The following is a 17,748-nucleotide window of genomic DNA, read 5'->3' as shown; positions in this document are numbered from 1 at the left end:
CGACACCAAAGAAAACTGGAGACAACGCAATGATCAAACGGGTGGTCTGGGCTATCGCGGCCTTGCTGGTGCTGGCTGCGGTGGCGTTCTATGCCGTGGGCGGACGCGCGGGCGTGATGCTGCTGACCACGCGATATTGGGTGCACAAGGACTACGCGCCGCCCCGTGCGGTGACGTGGCAGGCCGGGCCGCCTGCGTCGACTGTCGCCACGGATGCGCCACGCCGCCCGCCCAACATCGTGTTGATCGTGGCCGATGACCTGGGCTTCAACGACATCACCCGCTATGGCGGCGGCATTGCCGGTGGCAAGGTGCCCACGCCCCACATCGACAGCATCGCCGCGCAAGGGGTCGATTTCCGCAACGGCTATGCCGGCAACGCCACCTGTGCGCCGTCGCGCGCGGCCATGATGACCGGGCGCTATGCCACGCGCTTCGGCTTCGAGTTCACGCCCACGCCCAAGCAGTTCATGAAGGCCGTGACGGGCATGGCGCCGGCCGATCAGTTGGTCAAGCCCGTCTATCACCCCGAGCGCGAGGCCGACCTGATTCCCTACGAGGACATGGGCCTGCCGACCAGCGAAATCACGCTGGCCAAGCTGCTGCAGGGTGCCGGGTATCACACGGTGCACCTGGGCAAATGGCATCTGGGCGACAGCCCGCAGTTCAGGCCCTACAACCATGGCTTCGACGAGTCGCTGTCGCACCTGCACGGCGCCTCGATGTACCTGCCCGCGAAGGACCCGAACGTGGTCAATTCCATGCAGGACTTCGACCCCATCGACAAGTTCCTGTGGGCCGCCGAGCCCTGGGCAGTGCGCTTCAAGGACGGTGAACCCTTCCAGCCGCCGAAGTACATGACCGACTACCTGACCGACGAGGCGGTCAAGGTGGTGGCGGCCAACAGGAACCGGCCCTTCTTCATGTACCTGGCCTACAACGCGCCCCACACGCCGCTGCAGGCCACGCGTGAGGACTATGACGCGCTGAGCTTCATCCCTGATCACACGATGCGCGTCTATGCCGCGATGATCCGCTCGCTGGACCGCAACATCGGCCGCGTGCTGCAGTCGCTGAAGGACCAGGGCCTGGACGACAACACGCTGGTCATCTTCACCAGCGACAACGGCGGCGCGCACTACGTCGGCATCGAAGGCCTGAATTCGCCCTACCGCGGCTGGAAGGCGACGTTCTTCGAAGGCGGCATCCACGTGCCCTTCTTCATGCGCTGGCAGGGCACCATCGCTGCGGGCGCCACCGCGACGGCACCGGTCAGCCATTTCGACATCTTTGCCACCGCCGCCGCCGCGGCCGGGCAGAAGACGCCCGCGGACCGCCTCATCGACGGCGTGAACCTGCTGCCCTTCATCAAGGGCGATGCGCCCGGGCGCCCGCACGACCTGCTGTTCTGGCGCACGGACACCTACCTCACGGTGCGCGCGGGTGATTGGAAGCTGCAGGTGTCCGAAGCACCGAAGAAGGACTGGCTCTTCAATCTGGCTGTGGATCCCACCGAGAAAGTCAACCTGGCGAGCCGCGAACCCGAACGCGTGGCGGCCTTGAAGGCCCAACTGCTGGCATGGAACCAGACCCAGCACCAGCCGATGTGGCCATCCCTCGGCGCCGGGCCGATCGCGATCGACCACTCGATGAAGCAGCCGACGACGACCCGCGACGAGTACGTGTACTACCCCAACTGATACCCGCATGATGCACAAAGGAGGCCGCCCTTGAGTGGCCTGTACACGCTGTACGGCTGGCACCTGTCGTACTTCACCGGCAAGGCCATGTGCTACCTGCGCTACAAGCAGCTGCCTTTCGAGCAGAAAGCCGTCGACATGGCCACGCTCATGTGGCGCATCAAGCGCAAGACGGGCGCGGCCGTGATGCCGGTGCTGGTCACGCCCGAAGGCGAGTGGATCAACGACACCAGCCGGATCATCGACCACGTCGAAGCCCGGGTGGCGCGTCTGCCGGTCCATCCGGCCACGCCGGTGCAGCGTTTCGCGTCCCACTTGATGGAAGCCTGGGGCGACGAATGGTGGGTGCCGCTGGCCATGCACACGCGCTGGACCTACCCCGAGAACTACGCCTTGTTCGAGCGCGACGCGGGCGCTGCATTGCTGCCCTACCTGCCCGGCTTCGTGCAGCGGCGCGCCGTGAACCTGGTGGCCAAGAAGTTGCGCGCCATGCTGCATGGCGTGGGCGTGCGGCCGGCGCAGTTTTCGGTGATGGACGCCTGGATGCTGGGCATGCTCGATCTGCTGGACGCGCATTTCGAACAGCATCGCTTTCTCTTCGGTGAACGCCCCACGCTGGGGGACTTCGGCCTGGTCGGCACCATGTACGGCCACCTCGGACGCGACCCCTGGCCGGCCCGCGAGCTGATTGCGCCACGCCCACATCTGCGGGCCTGGATCGACCGCATGGCCGAACCCGTGCCTGCACAAGGATTGACCCCGCCTGCGCTGCAGGCCGACGACCAGATCCCGCTGACCCTGGTGCCGGTGTTCCAGGCGATTGCAAGGGAGTTCCTGCCGCTGCTGGAAGGCATCAACGCGCAGGTCAAGGCCAAGTTGCTGACCTGGCCGGCAGGCCAGTTGTTGCCGCGCGGGCTGGCCGATGTCGAGGTGCCGATGGGCCACGGCCTTTTCCGCCGTGCCGCCTTGCCCTACACCTTGTGGATGGCGCAGCGCACGCTGGACGTGTTCCGCAGCATGGAACCGTCAGGGCAGCAGCAGGTGCGCGCCTGGCTGGCGTCCATCGGCGGCGAGCACCTGCTGGCGCTGGACATCCCCAGGCTGCGGTTGCATGGCGTGCGCGTGGCGGCATGCGCCGCTGGCGTCACCTGAGAGAAGGGGCCGCCGCTGCGGCCCCGATGTGTCAGAACGCCTTGCTGATCCGCAGTTGGTAGAACGAGCCGCTCAGCGAATTGCGCGAGTTCAAGGTCGTCATGTACGACAGGTTCACCGCGGCCTCGAGCTTCGGGATCAACGTGGTGAAGAACACGCCCGCGCCGGTGGAGCTGAGGCGATTGGCACCCAGCGCGCCGCCTTCGTCATCGGCGTACTGTTTGACGATCAGCACGTGGGGGCCGAACACGCCGATGGGTGAGCGGTAGGCGGCCGCCAGGTCCAGCGCGCCGTAGTTGCCGCTCTTGATCTGGTTGTCCTTGTTGCGCGTGTTGAACGCCAGGCTGCCCCGCGCGCCCAAGGTCCAGTTCGCGGACGGGTTGTAGGCCACCGCCACGCCCGGACGCAGCGTGTAGAAGTTGCCGAAGCCGATGTTGATCTGGCTTGCCGCGTCGTACTGGCCCGTGGGCATGGCCAGCGTCAACCCGGTGACCACCTTCAGGTCGTCCCTGCGGTAGACCCAGGCTGCGGTGACCTCTGCATCGCCGGCGCCGTCGACGGCGCGGGTGCCCGCATTCGACAGCGCGCTCAACTGGGCCTGGTAGGCCGTGTTGAAGCCGGCCTGGGCACTTGCCTGCGCGGTGGCCGCCGTGCCGGCCGGCAACGGCGGCGAGGTCAGGGCCGGCGCCAGGGGGGTCAAGGTGGGCGTTGTGCCGCTGTAGGTGGTTTCGCGGCTGAGTCGCGTGGTGTACGGCAGGTTCAACGCGAACACCAGGTGACCGCCGCCATAGTCCTTCTGGGTCTGGTAGCCCAGGATGAGATTGGTGTTGGTCTGGGACTGCTTCAGGTCGATGCCGATGGTGCCGGCATACGAGGCCGTGCGCACGGCGCCGGCAATGGGCGCGGGTGTGGCGAACGCGCCAGCCCGGGTCTGCTGGAAGGCGTTGCCCGTGCCGTCGGTGATCTTGTCGATCTCGATCTGCGTCACCGAGCCACTGACGAAGAACCCGGGGTTCTCGACCTGCGCCACGATCTCGCCGCCCAGCGTGCCCGACAAGGGGAAGCGGACCTTGAAGCCGTCAGCCGCCAGCGCGGTGCCTGCAAAGGAGCCGGCGAAGGTGCTGACGATGGCGATCGCAAACAGGGAGTGGCGAAACTTGATGGGGTGCATGCTTGAGTCTCCGGATGTGAATTTTCTTATGGCATGTATAGTGTCATTTCTTTGTTTCGATCCGTGCCTACGGACTTACGCTAGGGCGCTGCAGGCCTGGCGCGAACACGCCGCCGGAGTGCGGCGCCCTAAGGAACGGCAGAATCCCGCCATGCAAAGCACCTCAAAAGGCTCCCGGCACAGCACGCAAGAGGCAGGAGCCCATCGCACCCATCCGTCCGGCGCGAGCCAGGGAAGCGCCAAGCCGGACGGTCGGGTCAACCGCAGCATCGCCACGCGCAAGAAGATCGTCGATGCCCTGACGGCGCTGGTTTTCGAGGGCCACATCACGCCCACCGCGGAACAGGTGGCCCAGCGTGCCGACGTGGGCTTGCGCACGGTGTTCCGCCACTTCGATGACATGGACGCGCTGTACCGCGAGATCAGCATCGATGTGGATGTGCAGATTCAGCCGCTGCTGCAGGCACGCCTGAATGCCCCGACCTGGCAGGAACGCGTGCTGCTGAGCATCGATCACCGCAGCGACATCTACGACCGCACTGCGGCCCTGCACCTGGCGGCTCAGGTGCACCGGCATGAGTCGCCCTACCTGACACAGAACCTGATGGATGCGGCCCGGCTGCAGCGCGATCTCTTGCAGCGCCTGTTGCCGCCGGCCGTGGCGCAGGATGCCCGGCTGCTGGAAGCGCTGGACCTGATGCTGAGCTTCGAGGCCTGGATCCGGTTGCGGCGCGAGCAGGGCCTGCCGGCCGACCAGGCCCGCGAGGTCATGCGGCTGGGCGTCAAGGCCCTGCTGGCGACGGTGCCGCAGGCGACGTGAGCGGGGTCGCATTGATGAACGACACGATGGCCTGAGCCACTTCGGCGCCCCGGTCCTCCTGCAGGAAGTGACCGGCGCCGCGGGTCACCGCATGAGGCTGCCCCTGGGCCCCTGGCACGCGTTCGTGCCAGATGCGGTGGCCGCCGCGCGTCACCGGATCGCGGTTGCTGAAGAGGGTGAGGAACGGTTTGTGCCATCGTTTGAAGACCTCCCAGGCTGCTTCATTGCGTTCGCGCTCGGGGTCGTCCGGCGTGGTGGGCACGAAGGTGGGAAACAGCCGTGCGCCGAGCCGGTGGCGGCGGGTCGGGAAGGGCGCGTCGTAGGCCGCCATCTCCTGCGGCGTCAGGCCCGCCACGCAGCCGCTCCTGACGATGCGGCCGATCGGGAACCACGGGCTGTAGCGGGCGAAGGCGCGCCAGAGCTTGAAGGCCCGGGGGACCGGCGTGGTGCCGGTGGGCAGGCCGCCATTGGCCAGCACGATGCGGTCGAAGCGCTGCGGTGCGGCGGCCGCCAGCCGCAGGCCGATCAGGGAACCCCAGTCCTGGCAGAACAGTGTCAGGTGCTTCAGGTCGTTGGCTTCCATCCAGGCCGTCATCCACAGCACGTGGTTCAGGTAGGAGTAGTCGGCGGCGCGGGTGGGTTTGTCCGAGCGGCCGAAGCCGACGAGGTCGGGCGCGATCACGCGAAAGCCGGCCCGCAAGAGCACCGGGATCATCTTGCGGTACAGGAAGGACCAGGCGGGTTCGCCATGCATCAGCAGCACGACCGGGGCGTCGCGTGGGCCCTCGTCGATGTGCGCAATGCGCAGGCCGCCGACCACGGTGTAGCGAGGCCTGTATGGGAAGTCGGGCACCTCGGCGAAGCGGGCTTCGTCGGTGCGCAGGAACTGGGTGACCACGGGCAGCGTTGGCACGGTAGTCAAACCCCGAAGATGCGGGCCAGGCGCACACCGAAGCCCTGGATCCAGGGCGCCACGTAGCGCAAGCGCGGCTTGCCGGCCTCGGCGGCCTTGACCATCTGCGCGACGATGGAGCGCGTGGACTTGGCTTCCAGGAATGCGAAGGTGCGCGCCTCTTCGGCCTTCATGCGTTCGGCCTGGCCGGCGAAGTAGGAGTGCGGCCCCATCCACGTGTACTTGCGCTCCGTCATCGCCTGGTTGAAGCCGGTGTGGATGGCCCCGGGTTCGATCAGCGCCACGTGCACGTTGCAGCGCAACTGCCTGAGTTCGGCGCGCAGGCCGGCGCCCGCTGCCGACAGCGCGAACTTGGTCATGGCGTACGGCATCAGGAACGGCATGGGCACGCGGCCGGCGATGGAGCTGACGAACAGCACCGTGCCGCGCCGGCGCGCGATCATGCCGCGCAAGGCCACCTGCGTCAGCGCCAGGGTGGCGAACAGGTTGACCTCGAACACCTGGCGGACGCGGTCCATGTCCACCTCGGCCAGCGAACCCGACTCGCCGACGCCGGCGTTGTTGATCAGCACGTCCAGCTCCAACGCCTCGATCTGCTGGCGGTCGGCCGCCGAGGTGATGTCCAGCTTGAAGACCCGCAGCGCCACGCCGCGCGACGCCGCCTGGGCGCGCAGGCTGGCGGCCTGCGGTTCATCGAACGTGGTGGCGATGACCTGGTGCCCGCGCGCTGCCAGCGCCCAGGCCGTGTCCAGGCCGATGCCGCTGCCGGCGCCGGTGATGAGGATGTTTTTCTTCATGCGACAGAGACCCGGGCCAGACGGCCCATCGAAGACCAATAGAGATCACGCCCCCAGCCGGGGCTGGGAAAGACCACGCCCTGCATCAGGCCGCCGGTGCGCACACGGCCCCGCTCCGTGCCCGTGGCGATGTCCAGCACCACCACCTCTTCGCCGTGGCGGCAGTAGTCGTTGACCACCACCTCGCCGGTGTCGGGGTACAGGACCATGTGGCTGGCGCAACCGAAGGGTGCCTTGCGCCACAGCGGCGTCAGCGTGCGCAGGCCGGCGTCGAAGCGCCAGGCCCGCAGCACCGCGTTGGCCGAGTCGTAGCCCACGACGATGCCACGCTGCGCATCGACCAGCGGCGGGTTGGTGATGCTGCCGCCGGGCAGCCCGCTGACGTCCAGCGCCTGGTGATCGGCAGCCGCGGTCAGCGACACGCGGATCAGGCGGTTGGCCGTGCGGCTGACGCCGGCACCGAGCATGCGGTGGCGGTAGCGGTGCGCACCGTTGTCCATGAACCAGGCGTGCTGGTCGGCGAGCACCACGTCCCAGCCGTGGCTTTGCCCGCTGTCGCCGATGTAGTCGAAGCGCCAGTCAGGATCGAAGGTGAGGGTTCGCGCCGCGTCGCGCCAGTGGTAGCGGAAGATGGACCGCACACCCACGACGTAGACCGTGTCGCCCCTGGCGCTGAGCCTGGCGATGGACGGCTCGGGCGCTTCGACATCGGCGCAGGCCGGCGTGAGCGATCCGGGGTCGATGACGGTTAGGCGCGCGGGCGTGCCGGCCGAGAGGTTCTTGGTGACGATCAGCCCGTTGTCCAGCACGACGAACGAGTTGTATGGCTGGTCCATGGGCAACTGCAGCGACGCCAGCGGCCGGCAGTCGCGGGTCAGACGATGGGCGTGGCGGCCATAGACTACATAGAGGTCGCCGTTGCGGTGGATGGCCATGCCGCCGGGCCACATCGGCCCGCCGCGCAGGCGCGGTGAGCGCTGCTGGGGCTTCAGCGTCGTGGGGTCGATCCGTTCGACGCAGGCCGTGGTGGGCAGGCCGATCTGGGCGCGCAGCGCCGAGTGCGTCAGCAGATAGACCTCGCCCGGCGCGCCCAGCACCGTCATCGTGGACATCGTCGTTCGTCGCGTGGTGGCACGCAAGGTCTCGCCGGTGCGCAGCCCCAGGCCGGCGCCGCTTCGAGGTTGCTGCAGCCGCTGCGGCCCGGCGTCCTCGGCCGGCCAGGGGCTGTCCAGGTAACCGGCGCTCACCGCGGTGCGCCGCGGCGGCGTCTGGCACGCACCAGCAGCACGGCCGGCACGCCGAGCAGCACCAGCAAGGCCACCACGCCGTGCGGCCAGTAGGTGGGGATCCAGTAGTTGACGAAGGAGTTGATCAACACCTGCCTGACCGGGTTGTAGCCCGCAGGCATGGGCAGCACGCCGTTGGCACGCGCCCAGGCGTCGTAGTCTGCCTGCATGGCCGCGAACTGCGCGGGGAGGGCCGTCTGCAAGTCCTTGGTCTCCCCCGGGTCGGCGCGCAGGTCGTACAGATGCCATTGCCCATCGCCCACCGGCGGGTTGTTCAGCACCAGCTTCAGGTCGCCTTTGAACAAGGCCTTGTTGCCGGCCAGTTCGTAGCCCAGGGCTTCGTCGCTGCGGCGCACGCGCGCACTGGGGTCTGCCAGCACCGGCAGCAGGCTGCGTCCCGTCTGTGCCTCGATGGGCTGGCCCTGGTAGGTGGTGCCTGGGCGCTGCACCTGCGCCAGGTCCAGCAAGGTGGGCACGATGTCGGTGACATGGGCCAGGCCGGCGTGGATCTGGTTGGCCGCGGCCACGCCCATGCCGCTGATGATCATCGGTGAACGGATGCCGCCCTCGCCGGCATAGAACTTGAACGTGCTCAAGGGCGAGGCGGACGCGCTGGACCATGACGGCCCGGGCACCACGTAAGCGCCGGGGCCGCCCAGGCGGTCCAGGTCGCGGCTGTAGTTGAAGCGCAGCCACAGATCGGCTTCCTTGTAGTCGGAGCCCTCGGGGCCGTTGTCCGACAGGAAGACGAACACCGTGTTGTCGTACTCGCCGGTGGACTTCAGGTGGGCGATGAGGCGGCCCACCTCGTGGTCCATCGCGTCGGCCATGGCGGCATACACCTCCATCAGCCGTGCCTGGTACTGCTTGTCCTGCGGGCTCAGCGCGGTCCAGTCCAGCGTGGTGCCCATCGTCACCATGGCCGTGGTTTTCGGCACCAGGCCGAGTTCTATCGCCTTGGCGCGCCGCGCCTCGCGCAGCGCGGTCCAGCCGCTGTCGTAGCGGCCCTTGTACTTGTCGATGAAAGCCTGCGGCGCCTGCACCGGCACATGGTTGGCCTGGAAGCCCACATAGGCGAAGAAGGGCTTGCCGCTGGCGGCCCCTTCGCGCAGGTACTCGATGGTCTTGTCGACGAAGAAGGTGGACGAATAGAACTGCTTGGGCATCGCCGGTGCCTGGCCGTCTTCGAACCAGTGCACCTTGGCGGCATGCGGCAGGTAGCGCTTCTCGGGCTCCCAGTTGTCGGAACCCGTGTCGCCCATGATGAAGGAGCGGTCGAAGCCGCGCTGGTTCGGCAGGTTCCGGGCTTCGTTGCCGACGTTCCACTTGCCGGCCACCGAGGTGCGGTAGCCGCCGGCCTGCAACAGCGTGGCCACGGTCACCACGTTGGGCGTGAGCGTCGCCTGGTAGCCGGGCTGGCCCAGGTGCGCGCCAGGCATGGTCTCGCGCAGATTGCCGTGGCCGTTGCGGTGGTTGTCCACGCCGGTGAGCAGCATGGCGCGCGTGGGCGAGCACGACGCAGCGACGTGGAAATTGGAGAAGCGCACGCCACGCCGGGCCAGTTCGTCGAGGTTGGGCGTGGCGATCTCGCCGCCGAAGGCGCCCACGTCGGTGTAGCCCCAGTCGTCGGCGACGAGCACGACGATGTTGGGCCTGGGCGTCGGGGCGGGCGGCGCGTTCGCGGCGAGGGCGCCGCCGCCGGCCAGCAGTGCGCTGGCCAGGCCCAGCTCGATCAGCGTGGTCTTCATGGGCTCAGCCTTGCTGCCGCGCGCGGGTCTGCTGGTCGGCCAGTGGCTTCCAGTGCAGCAGGCCGAACAGCAGCGTCAGCAGGACGCTGACCGCCAGTGCGCCCCGGTACAGGCGCACGTGCTTGAACACCACGACCAGCTCTGCGGCATGCACCAACAGCAGCATGCCGGCCACGAGCGGGGCGCGATCAAAGGTGCCCGCAGGCAGCAGCCCGGCCAGCCTGGCGAGTGCCATCGTGTAGGCCAGCAGGCACAGCGCGCGGAACAGGTAGTTGATCGTCAGCTTCATGAGGTGCTCGCGGAGTTGGGAGTGAACAGCGCCTGTTGAACCGCCCAGAGGCGGTCCTGCCCCCAGACCGCGGTGTCGCGCACCCGGAACGTCGGCACGCCCCACAGGCCCAGGCCCAGCATCTCGACGCGGTTGGCTTCGGCTGCCTCGCGCCAGGCAGACTCCCGCATCGCCGCGCAGGCTTCGTCCCACTGCAGGCCGGCGCGCTCGGCGATGCGGCGCAGGCCGCGGTCGCTGCCCGCGTCGATGCCCTCGGCCCACACGCCGTGCATGAAGGACAGCACGTAGGCTTGGCCCCTGCCCATGCGTTCGGCCAGGGGCATCAGCGACAGGCCGCGCTCCACCGGCCGGCCCACCGGATCGTTGAGGCGGCCGAACGGCGTGTGACGCAGGTGGGCCTCGCGTGCGGCGTCCAGGCTGATGTACATGCGCTTCTCACGCGGTACGGGCAGCCCGCGCATCACCATGGGCAGCACATAGCGCAGGCGCACCGGCGCGCCGGCCAGACGGCCGAGTTCGAAAACGCGCGGTGCGACGATGGCCGAGTAGGGGCTGCGAAAGGAGAAATAGAAGTCGATCGGCGGTGAGTCATCCAGCGGCGCGGACGCGTTCAGGTCCGCGTCTGGGGCGAACAGGAAACCGGCGATGCCATCTCGCTGCGCGCCCAGGTCTTGCAGGCGCTGCTCCAGATGGTGCAGGCGGTCGATGCCCCAATACCACTCGCCGGCGTAGTAGAGCGTGGCGCCCAGGTAGTGACCCAACCGCCGCCGCAAGGCGTTGGCTGCATCGAGGTGCGCCGTCACCTGGTCTTCGCTGGCCTCGGGCTGTTCCTGCGCCGCCAGATTGCCCGGGGTGCTGTTTGCGGTGCTGTCCCACATCGCGGCGGAAAGCGGCCCGGCGGTTTCGACAAAACCACCTCGTTCGGCGGCGCTGACCAGCATGCGGGTGGCCCGCTGCAGCGCCGCGTCAGAGGGTTGCACGCCGGGGTCGCGGAAGCCCAACCCATGGTGCGCCGCGAGCGCTTGCGCGTCCTTGCGGCTGTGTGCCACCAGACGGTCACGGTCCGGCGCAACGGCATCCGACGGCGGGCCCACCACGTGTGCGACGAGTTCGACACCGTAGCGCTGCGTCAGCGCCGGCAGGCAGATTGCGAGCAGCGCGCTGTAAGGGTCGTCAACCTGGTGAAAGTAATGAATGCGGTGGGGCTCGCCCTTGGCGCGGCGCACGCGTTCAGCCTGGGCGCGCTTCTTCAGCAAACGCTCACGCGACAGCCAGTGCTGGCTCAGCACCGGCATCAGCAGGCTGCGTAGGAACATCAGCGTGGCCCGCTTTGTGCGCGGACGGCTTGGATGCCCGCAACCATGGATTGGGCTGACGGGGAAGTGGGGGTCATTGCGGTCCCGGTGGTGCCATGCAAACAGTACACATGTGTCTTGAGAATGAATTTAGCACCTCAGTACACTGGTGTCTGTTGGGGAGTGCCCGGGGTCTGATGACAACAGCAAAACGCAAGCGCCTGCGGCCGGCTGGCCCGCCGCTGACACGAGAAGACTGGCTGATCGCCGCGCACGCTGCCGTCGTGGCGGGCGGTTTCGACCAGTTGCGTGTGCTGCAGATTGCCAAAGCGCTGCGGGTCTCGCGCGGCAGTTTCTACTGGCACTTCACCGGACAAGCCGAACTCCAGGAGGAACTGCTGGAACGATGGCGCAGCCAGCAGTTCGCTGTTGATGCCGCGCTGCGCGCTCAGGCTGCGACCGACCCCGGCGCCGACCTGGAGCAGGTTCTGGAAACTGCGTTGGCACAGATTGGCGACAAGCAGGAGCACGTGCGCTTTGAGTTGGCCTTGCGGGGCTTGGCGCGGCGCGACGAGGCCGTGGCGCGCATGTTGGCCGAGGCCGACGCGCTGCGCATGAGCCTGTTCGAGCACAAGTTCCTTCAGTTGACCGGCGATGCCCACACGGCGGCGGAACTCGCTGCGCTGTTCTATCTGGCGGTTGTGGGTTGCTACCAAGCCCTGAGCCGCCCGGCGAATCCGCCCCAACTCAAGGACTACCTGCAGCGCTTGATCTCCACCTACCTGATTCAGCGATTTGTTCCTCCAATGGCAAGACGGAGCTGAATCGCCCCGGGTTTCCTAGACGCCCGTGAGCCGTTTGGAATGGCGTCGTTCTAACTCGACCGGCGAAGTGTCGCCGGCGGTGCCGTGGCGCCGCTTGGGGTTGTAAAACATCTCGATGTAGTTGAAGACGTTGGCGCGGGCGTCGTTGCGGGTCGGATAGACCTGCCGACGGATGTGCTCGCGCTTGAGCAGTTGGAAGAAGCTCTCGGCCACGGCGTTGTCGTGGCAGTTGCCACGCCGGCTCATGCTGCTGACCAGGTTGTGGCCGCGCAGGAAGTCCTGCCACTCATGACCCGTGAACTGGCAGCCCTGGTCGGAGTGCACCGTGACGGCCTCCTTGGGTTGGCGTCGCCATAACGCCATCAGCAGTGCATCCAACACCAGTCTGGTGTCGATGCGACTGCACATCGACCAGCCTACCACCTGACGCGAGAACAGGTCGACCACGACCGCCAGATACAGCCAGCCCTCGTGGGTGCGGATGTAGGTGATGTCGGTCACCCAGGACTGGTTGGGCTGGGCCACCGTGAACTGGCGCTGCAGATGGTTCGGCGCCACCACGGCAGGTTTGCCGCCGCGCATCCCAGGACGGCGCCTGTAGCCTGTCAGCGAGCGCAGCCCTTCAAGCCTCAGCAGTCGCGCAACGCGGTGCTCGCCGAGGTCGCGCATGTCCGGCGTCAGCTTGCGATAGCCGTACACGCCGCCGCTCTGCAGCCATGCCTGCTTGAGCAGGCCAGTCAGGCGCTGGTCGTCCTTGGTCCGTTGGCTCTGCGGCTCGCGCTTCCAGGCGTAGTAGCCGCTGGGGTGCACCTGCATGACCTTGCACATGCGGCGCACGCTGTAATGGGACTCGTGCGCCTTGATGAACGCGTACCTCACGACCGCCAGCGCTGTGAACAATGCGCCCGGCACCCACCGCAGGTTGCCGCTGTGGCCGACTGCTGTCGGCATCCAGTCGCGCCAGCAGCACGAGCCCGGCGCGTCACTGCCCCGGCCTGTCACTCCTGCAGAAACGCCCGCAAGGCCGCCAGGCCGCGACCCGGCTGCTCTTCCTGCGGCAGGTGGCCGATGCCGGGCAGGGCGACGAGCCGCACGTGGGGGAGGGCAGCGACGTAGTCGGCCGCGTTGCTGAACGGGATCATGGCGTCCTGTTCGCCCCAGAGCAGCAGCGTTGGCGCCGTGATCCGGCGCAGTTGCGGGCGCGGGTCGGTCAGCACGGTCTGCCGCATGCGTTCGAGCAGCGCCGTGCGGGCGCCGGGCGCGCGGATCAGGTCGAAGTAACGCTGCGCCAGCCGGTCGTTGAGCGCTTCGGGGTCGGCATAGGCCGGCGCCAGGCTCATGCGCAGCAGCGGCTTGGGCAGCACGTGGGTCATGAGCCTGAAGCTGGCCGGCACCTCGGGCGCCTTGCCGTACTCGAAGCCGGGGCTGGCGAAGCCGTCGGGCGCGATCAGCACCAGCCGTGCGACGCGCTCGGGGTGGTCGGCCGCGAAACGCCAGGCGATGCGACCGCCGATGGAGTGGCCGATCAGCGTCACCCGGCTCAACTGCAACTGGTCCAGCAGCGCCAGCAGCAGTCGTTCGGTGCGGTCGTCGGTGTAGACCCCGCTGGGGTCCGGCGGGCTCAGGCCGCTGCCGGGCAGGTCGAGGCGGATCACGCGGTGCTGCTCGGCCAGCGCCTCGGCCCAGGGTTCCCAGGTGTGCAGGCTGGCGCCGAAGCCGTGCAGCATCAACAGCGGCGGTGCGGCGCCGTTGTCATGGGGAGCGCCGCTGTCGCGCACATGCAGCTGCACGCCGGGCAGCGCGCGCAGCTCGATGCGGTCGCTGGCCTGGCGCAGGTATCTCGCGTCCAGCTCGGCCTGCGGCAGGTCGGGCGTCCAGGCCCAGGCGGCCAGGCCGAGCAGTGCCGCCACGATGATGATCATGGCCCCACCGAATTTCCGGCGCACGGGTTCAGGCGTGGGGCGCGCGCGAGCGCATGCCCCAGTCCCAGAGCTTCTCGCTGGGCAGCGGCAGCACCATGAACCAGTGCTCCAGCAGCGCGAGGCTGAGCAGCATGGCGACGAAGCTGCAGGCGGTGACCTCGAAGGCCGCGAAGCTCATCGACACCGCGCTGTGCCAGGCCGCCGCCGCCAGCGCCGTGACGGCGATGACGCTGACCGGGAACAGCGCGTTGCTGGGCCTTTGCCGGAAGTAGCTGTGCATGTAGCGCAGGTGCTCGGGCAGGAACTGCTCGTTGAGGTTGCGCACACCCAGGAAGACGTTCAGCTTGGCCGACAGGCGCATCAGCCACAGCACGCCGAAGGTCCAAGCGCTGAGCTGGTTGGGCTGCTGCCAGGTCAGCAGCAGGATGGCCGCACCCAGCACGATCAGCGCGAGCTCGTGGTACAGGATGGCCATGATGGCGTGACCGACGCGCCGCCAGCCGCGCGCGCCCGGCGGGCAGGCCCGGCGGCGGGGGCCGGTCACGTAGCCGAGCAGGAAGCCGATTTCCTGCCAGGCCCAGACCATCAGCGCAGCGGTGAAGGCCAGATACGCCCCGGTGACGCGCGTGTCGGATGCCGACACCGCCACGCCCAGCAGCGACACGCCCAGCAGCACGGTGGCCGCGGCCATCGTCCATTTGTGCGTGGCCCGGGGCAGGCCGTTGAGGTACAGGATCACGCCCGTGCTGAACCACCACAGCAGCAGCGTGTAGAGGGCGGGCCAGCCGTGTTGCATCGCCAAGGCTCCGTGGGTGCTCTTACCAGCTCGGTGCCACACGCATGTCGCGCGGCAGTTCGTGGGACTTGGTGGGCAGCAGGTACAGCCGCCCGAAGCACAGCGCGGCGCGCGCGGCGCACAGGCCCTGCTGCAGGCGCCCGACCAGGCCCCCGCGTGCCTTGGCGCGTTCGGCGGCGGCCGAGATGTCGCACAGGCGGTCCATGCCGGCGCGAAAGACCGGGTGGTCGGTGTCAAGGCTCAGCGGGAAGACCTGCCGGGTGATCTCGGTGGTGATGTCGAACACGCGGTAGTCGTAGTCGGTCGGGTCCATGCCCAGGGCCTCGCTGAGCCAGGGGCGCGTGTGGTCGCGCACGTACATGGTGGCGTAGACGGCCAGCAGGAAGAAGCGGATCCACAGCTTGTTGGCGCCCTGCAGCAGCCCGGGCTGGGCGCGCATGATGAGCGCAAAGGACTCGCCATGGCGGAACTCGTCGTTGCACCAGCGCTCGAACCAGCGAAAGATCGGGTGAAAGCGCTTCTCGGGGTGGCGCTCCAGCTGGCGGTAGATGCTGATGTAGCGGGCGTAGCCGATCTTCTCGGACAGGTAGGTCGCGTAGAAGATGTACTTGGGCTTGAAGTAGGTGTAGGCCTTGCTCTGCTTGAGGTTGACGAGGTCCACGCCCAGGCCGAAGTCCTTCAGCGACTGGTTCAGGAAGTTGGCGTGGCGCGATTCGTCGCGCGTCATGTAGCGCATCAGCTGCTTGATGTCGGGGTTGCTGACGTGCTTCTGGATCTCGTTGTAGAGCACGCAGCCGGAGTACTCGCTGGTCAGCGAGCTCACGAGGAACTCCTGGAAGTCGCGCCTGAGCTGCGGCGACCATTGCGCGGACAGCTCGGCCACCTCGGCGGCGAACTCGGGGCCGCGCTGGAAGTGGTCGTGGTTGTTGTCGCCCTCGTACTCGGCCAGCATCGCGTCCCACTCGGCGCGGATGGGGCTCATGTCGAGCCGGTCCATGGCGGCGTAGTCGGTCTTGTAGAAGCGCGGGGTCAGCACCGTCTCGGCCTTGGCCAGGCGGGCGGCGTCCTCGGGGCTGTGCAGTTCAGCGCTGTGCGACATGATCGGCTCCGGAAGCGGCGGGCAGCAGTTGGGCGAACACGGCCGAGTTGGTGGGCCCAAAGGATTCGAGGTCGATGCGCCGGTGAGTGCCCGGGTCGACCAGCGTGAGCCGCCCGTCCGCGCGGCCCAGCAGCTCGAACGGCGTCTCGGGCCCGAGGCCCTGGCGCTTGCGCTCGCGCACCAGCCCGCGCATGGTGCTGCGCAGGAAGCCGTTGGTGCCGGGCGCGGCGGTGGTCAGCAGCGCGCCGCTGCCGGCGTCGAGCACGGCGATGCTGCCGTCGTCGCGGTCTTCGAAGCGCAGCTGGCGCGTGGAGAGCGTGGCCGCGTCGGCCTGCTGCACCGCACTCAGTCCGGACAGGCGCACGGCGCTGACGCCGACGAGGCAGCTCAGCACCAGGGCCGCCATGGCCGCCAGCGGGACGATGGGCAGCTTGGCTTGCAGGCTTGCGTTCATGAGGATTCCTTACGCTGCGTGAGCGAGCGGCTTGGCGACCAGGGCGGGTACGCCGCTGCGCATGTCGACGGCGCCCACGGCGCGCTGGGGCAGCGCGTGGCGGGCCGCCTCGGCCTGCTGCAGCGCGGTGGCCAGCGTCTGCGCGACGGCCTTCGCGTTGCGCAATCCGCGCAGCATTGGCTGGGTGCGCTTGAGCTGCCAGGGCCGCGCATGCGGCCACAGGTGCAGGTAGGCGATGCGGTCGGTGCCGGCCAGGTCGAGCACGATGTCGCCACCGTCCCCGCGACGCCCGCGCCAGCCGGCGGAGGCGATCTGCGCGAAGGGCAGGTTGAACGTGATGCTCAGCACCACGCCCACGCGCATGACGACGCGCTTGTTGGTGATGGTGTAGACCGTCGTGCGTGCCATCAGCCAGGCAATGCCGCCCAGCAGGCCCAGGGCCAGCACGATCAGCGGCAGCATGCCGGCCATGGCCATCAGTGTCTGGCCCAAGGTCGCGCCGTCGTAGGCGCTGCCGACGCCGCGCCAGGCGAGCAGGGTGCCGAAATAGACCAGCAGCAGGTCCACATGCAGCGCCTGGCGGGCCAGCAGCCACGCGTCGGGGTTGCCCTGCCACAGCTGCACCTCGTTGGCCGGCAGGGCCTCGGGCAGGCCGTGGGCGGCCTCGAACTCGTGCTCATGCTCCGGCGCCAGCAGGTCGACCAGGGAGGCGACGGCCTTCACAGCAGCGGCTCCTGGCGGCCGGGCGTCGCGTAGAGCGTGCCGGCGCCGTAGTAGGCCATGATCTTTTCTTCTTCCAGCAGCGTCACCTGGTCGGGCAGGCGCGTCTTGGGCACGCGGGCGAACTGGTGGCTGAGGATGGACTTGACGCGGATGCGGCGCTGCTCGACGCGGGCGAAGTTCATCGGCAGCAGCACCCGGCCGCCGCCGTCCACCTCCACCTCCAGGTAGCGGAACAGCATCTCCGAGCGGTCCACCCACAGGTCCACGACCCGGCCGCCCTCGACACCGTCGTCACCGAGCACCGGCAGGCCGCGCGGGTCGACGTCCTGGTGGGCGATGCCGAAGCCCGCCGCCACGCGCAGCGGCACGATCTTGACGAGGCCTTCATAGGTCACGTCGGCCACGTCGGCGCGGTTGCTCCAGCTGCCGGGGCCCACGCCGGCCAGCAGCAGGTCGCCCGTGGGCTGCAACGGCGAGCCGCGGTACGCGCCTTCGTGCACCGGCGGCTGGTTGTCCAGTCGCTGGTTGGGCGCCTGGAACGTGTCGCCGTTGGCCAGCCGGTAGGTGCGGGGCTCGGGGATGGCGGGCCAGCCCTGCACGGTGATGGCGGCGGAGCGGTCCGACTCCAGCGGATAGCCTTCGCGCTTGTTCTCGCGGTGCAGGTAGTAGATCAGTCCTGCGAAGAAGATCCAGAACGCGTAGAGCACGAGCTGGGCGACGTCGATATAGCCTGTGATGGCACCGGTTTGCATGGAGGCC

At 68.3% G+C, this 17,748-nt stretch carries 17 protein-coding genes and 1 pseudogene; 4 read left to right on the top strand and 14 right to left on the bottom strand.

Going from position 1 to position 17,748, the window contains the following annotated elements:
* Positions 1-29: 29 nt before the first annotated feature.
* Complete coding sequence (locus ACO07H_RS16835) at positions 30-1,700, top strand: sulfatase-like hydrolase/transferase (protein WP_422016197.1); 1,671 nt, start codon at positions 30-32, stop codon at positions 1,698-1,700.
* A 30-nt stretch (positions 1,701-1,730) separates the two neighbouring features.
* A complete protein-coding gene (locus ACO07H_RS16830) occupies positions 1,731-2,852 on the top strand; it encodes a glutathione S-transferase family protein (protein ID WP_422016195.1) in 1,122 nt (373 codons plus the stop codon).
* Positions 2,853-2,883: 31 nt separating this feature from the next.
* On the opposite strand, the gene ACO07H_RS16825 is transcribed toward ACO07H_RS16830, so the two are convergent.
* The gene (locus ACO07H_RS16825) at positions 2,884-4,023 is read right to left on the bottom strand and encodes a transporter (protein ID WP_422016193.1); all 1,140 of its coding nucleotides are present in this window, start codon (positions 4,021-4,023) and stop codon (positions 2,884-2,886) included.
* Between the two features lie 151 nt (positions 4,024-4,174).
* On the opposite strand from ACO07H_RS16825, the gene ACO07H_RS16820 reads away from it, so the two are divergent.
* A complete protein-coding gene (locus ACO07H_RS16820) occupies positions 4,175-4,843 on the top strand; it encodes a TetR/AcrR family transcriptional regulator (protein WP_422016191.1) in 669 nt (222 codons plus the stop codon).
* Here ACO07H_RS16820 and ACO07H_RS16815 read toward each other — a convergent pair.
* Genes ACO07H_RS16815 through ACO07H_RS16790 form a run of 6 tightly spaced genes read right to left on the bottom strand, consistent with a single transcriptional unit; the run spans position 4,806 to position 11,102 of the window.
* Positions 4,806-5,756, bottom strand: a complete 951-nt coding sequence (locus tag ACO07H_RS16815) for a haloalkane dehalogenase (RefSeq protein ID WP_422018650.1) — start codon at positions 5,754-5,756, stop codon at positions 4,806-4,808. The two genes, ACO07H_RS16820 and ACO07H_RS16815, sit on opposite strands and share 38 nt — an antisense overlap.
* Positions 5,757-5,761: 5 nt before the next feature.
* Positions 5,762-6,553 (bottom strand): SDR family NAD(P)-dependent oxidoreductase, encoded by a 792-nt coding sequence (locus tag ACO07H_RS16810; protein ID WP_422016189.1) that lies wholly within the window; start codon positions 6,551-6,553, stop codon positions 5,762-5,764.
* Complete coding sequence (locus tag ACO07H_RS16805; protein WP_422016187.1) at positions 6,550-7,800, bottom strand: YncE family protein; 1,251 nt, start codon at positions 7,798-7,800, stop codon at positions 6,550-6,552. Before ACO07H_RS16805 ends, ACO07H_RS16810 begins: the two co-directional genes overlap by 4 nt.
* Positions 7,797-9,587, bottom strand: a complete 1,791-nt coding sequence (locus ACO07H_RS16800; protein WP_422016185.1) for an arylsulfatase — start codon at positions 9,585-9,587, stop codon at positions 7,797-7,799. The genes ACO07H_RS16805 and ACO07H_RS16800 overlap by 4 nt, the downstream gene beginning before the upstream one ends.
* Before the next feature lie 4 nt (positions 9,588-9,591).
* Positions 9,592-9,876, bottom strand: a complete 285-nt coding sequence (locus ACO07H_RS16795; protein WP_422016183.1) for a hypothetical protein — start codon at positions 9,874-9,876, stop codon at positions 9,592-9,594.
* Complete coding sequence (locus ACO07H_RS16790; RefSeq protein WP_422016181.1) at positions 9,873-11,102, bottom strand: DsbA family protein; 1,230 nt, start codon at positions 11,100-11,102, stop codon at positions 9,873-9,875. Before ACO07H_RS16790 ends, ACO07H_RS16795 begins: the two co-directional genes overlap by 4 nt.
* Positions 11,103-11,368: 266 nt before the next feature.
* Between ACO07H_RS16790 and ACO07H_RS16785 the strand changes: the two genes are divergently transcribed.
* A complete protein-coding gene (locus tag ACO07H_RS16785) occupies positions 11,369-11,995 on the top strand; it encodes a TetR/AcrR family transcriptional regulator (protein WP_422016179.1) in 627 nt (208 codons plus the stop codon).
* A 15-nt stretch (positions 11,996-12,010) separates the two neighbouring features.
* Here the strand turns inward: ACO07H_RS16785 and ACO07H_RS16780 are convergent.
* The 7 genes and pseudogenes from ACO07H_RS16780 to puhA form a co-directional block, all read right to left on the bottom strand.
* Positions 12,011-12,874, bottom strand: a pseudogene (locus tag ACO07H_RS16780) (IS3 family transposase); the annotation flags it as partial.
* Between the two features lie 119 nt (positions 12,875-12,993).
* Positions 12,994-13,917, bottom strand: a complete 924-nt coding sequence (locus tag ACO07H_RS16775; RefSeq protein ID WP_422016177.1) for an alpha/beta fold hydrolase — start codon at positions 13,915-13,917, stop codon at positions 12,994-12,996.
* Between the two features lie 28 nt (positions 13,918-13,945).
* Positions 13,946-14,713 (bottom strand): putative photosynthetic complex assembly protein PuhE, encoded by a 768-nt coding sequence (gene puhE, locus ACO07H_RS16770; RefSeq protein WP_422016175.1) that lies wholly within the window; start codon positions 14,711-14,713, stop codon positions 13,946-13,948.
* Between the two features lie 22 nt (positions 14,714-14,735).
* Positions 14,736-15,812 (bottom strand): magnesium-protoporphyrin IX monomethyl ester (oxidative) cyclase, encoded by a 1,077-nt coding sequence (acsF, locus tag ACO07H_RS16765; RefSeq protein ID WP_422016173.1) that lies wholly within the window; start codon positions 15,810-15,812, stop codon positions 14,736-14,738.
* Positions 15,796-16,266, bottom strand: a complete 471-nt coding sequence (gene puhC, locus ACO07H_RS16760) for a photosynthetic complex assembly protein PuhC (protein ID WP_422016171.1) — start codon at positions 16,264-16,266, stop codon at positions 15,796-15,798. Before puhC ends, acsF begins: the two co-directional genes overlap by 17 nt.
* A 9-nt stretch (positions 16,267-16,275) precedes the next feature.
* Entirely contained in the window at positions 16,276-16,989 is a 714-nt protein-coding gene (gene puhB / locus ACO07H_RS16755; protein ID WP_422016169.1) for a photosynthetic complex putative assembly protein PuhB, read from the bottom strand.
* Entirely contained in the window at positions 16,986-17,741 is a 756-nt protein-coding gene (gene puhA, locus ACO07H_RS16750; RefSeq protein WP_422016167.1) for a photosynthetic reaction center subunit H, read from the bottom strand. The genes puhB and puhA overlap by 4 nt, the downstream gene beginning before the upstream one ends.
* Positions 17,742-17,748 lie beyond the last annotated feature (7 nt).

It is taken from the genome of Roseateles sp., assembly GCF_965229315.1.
Classification (GTDB): Bacteria; Pseudomonadota; Gammaproteobacteria; order Burkholderiales; family Burkholderiaceae_C; genus Pelomonas.
Note: the sequence above shows the minus strand (reverse complement) of the source record. Positions and strands in the feature narration are given on the sequence as shown.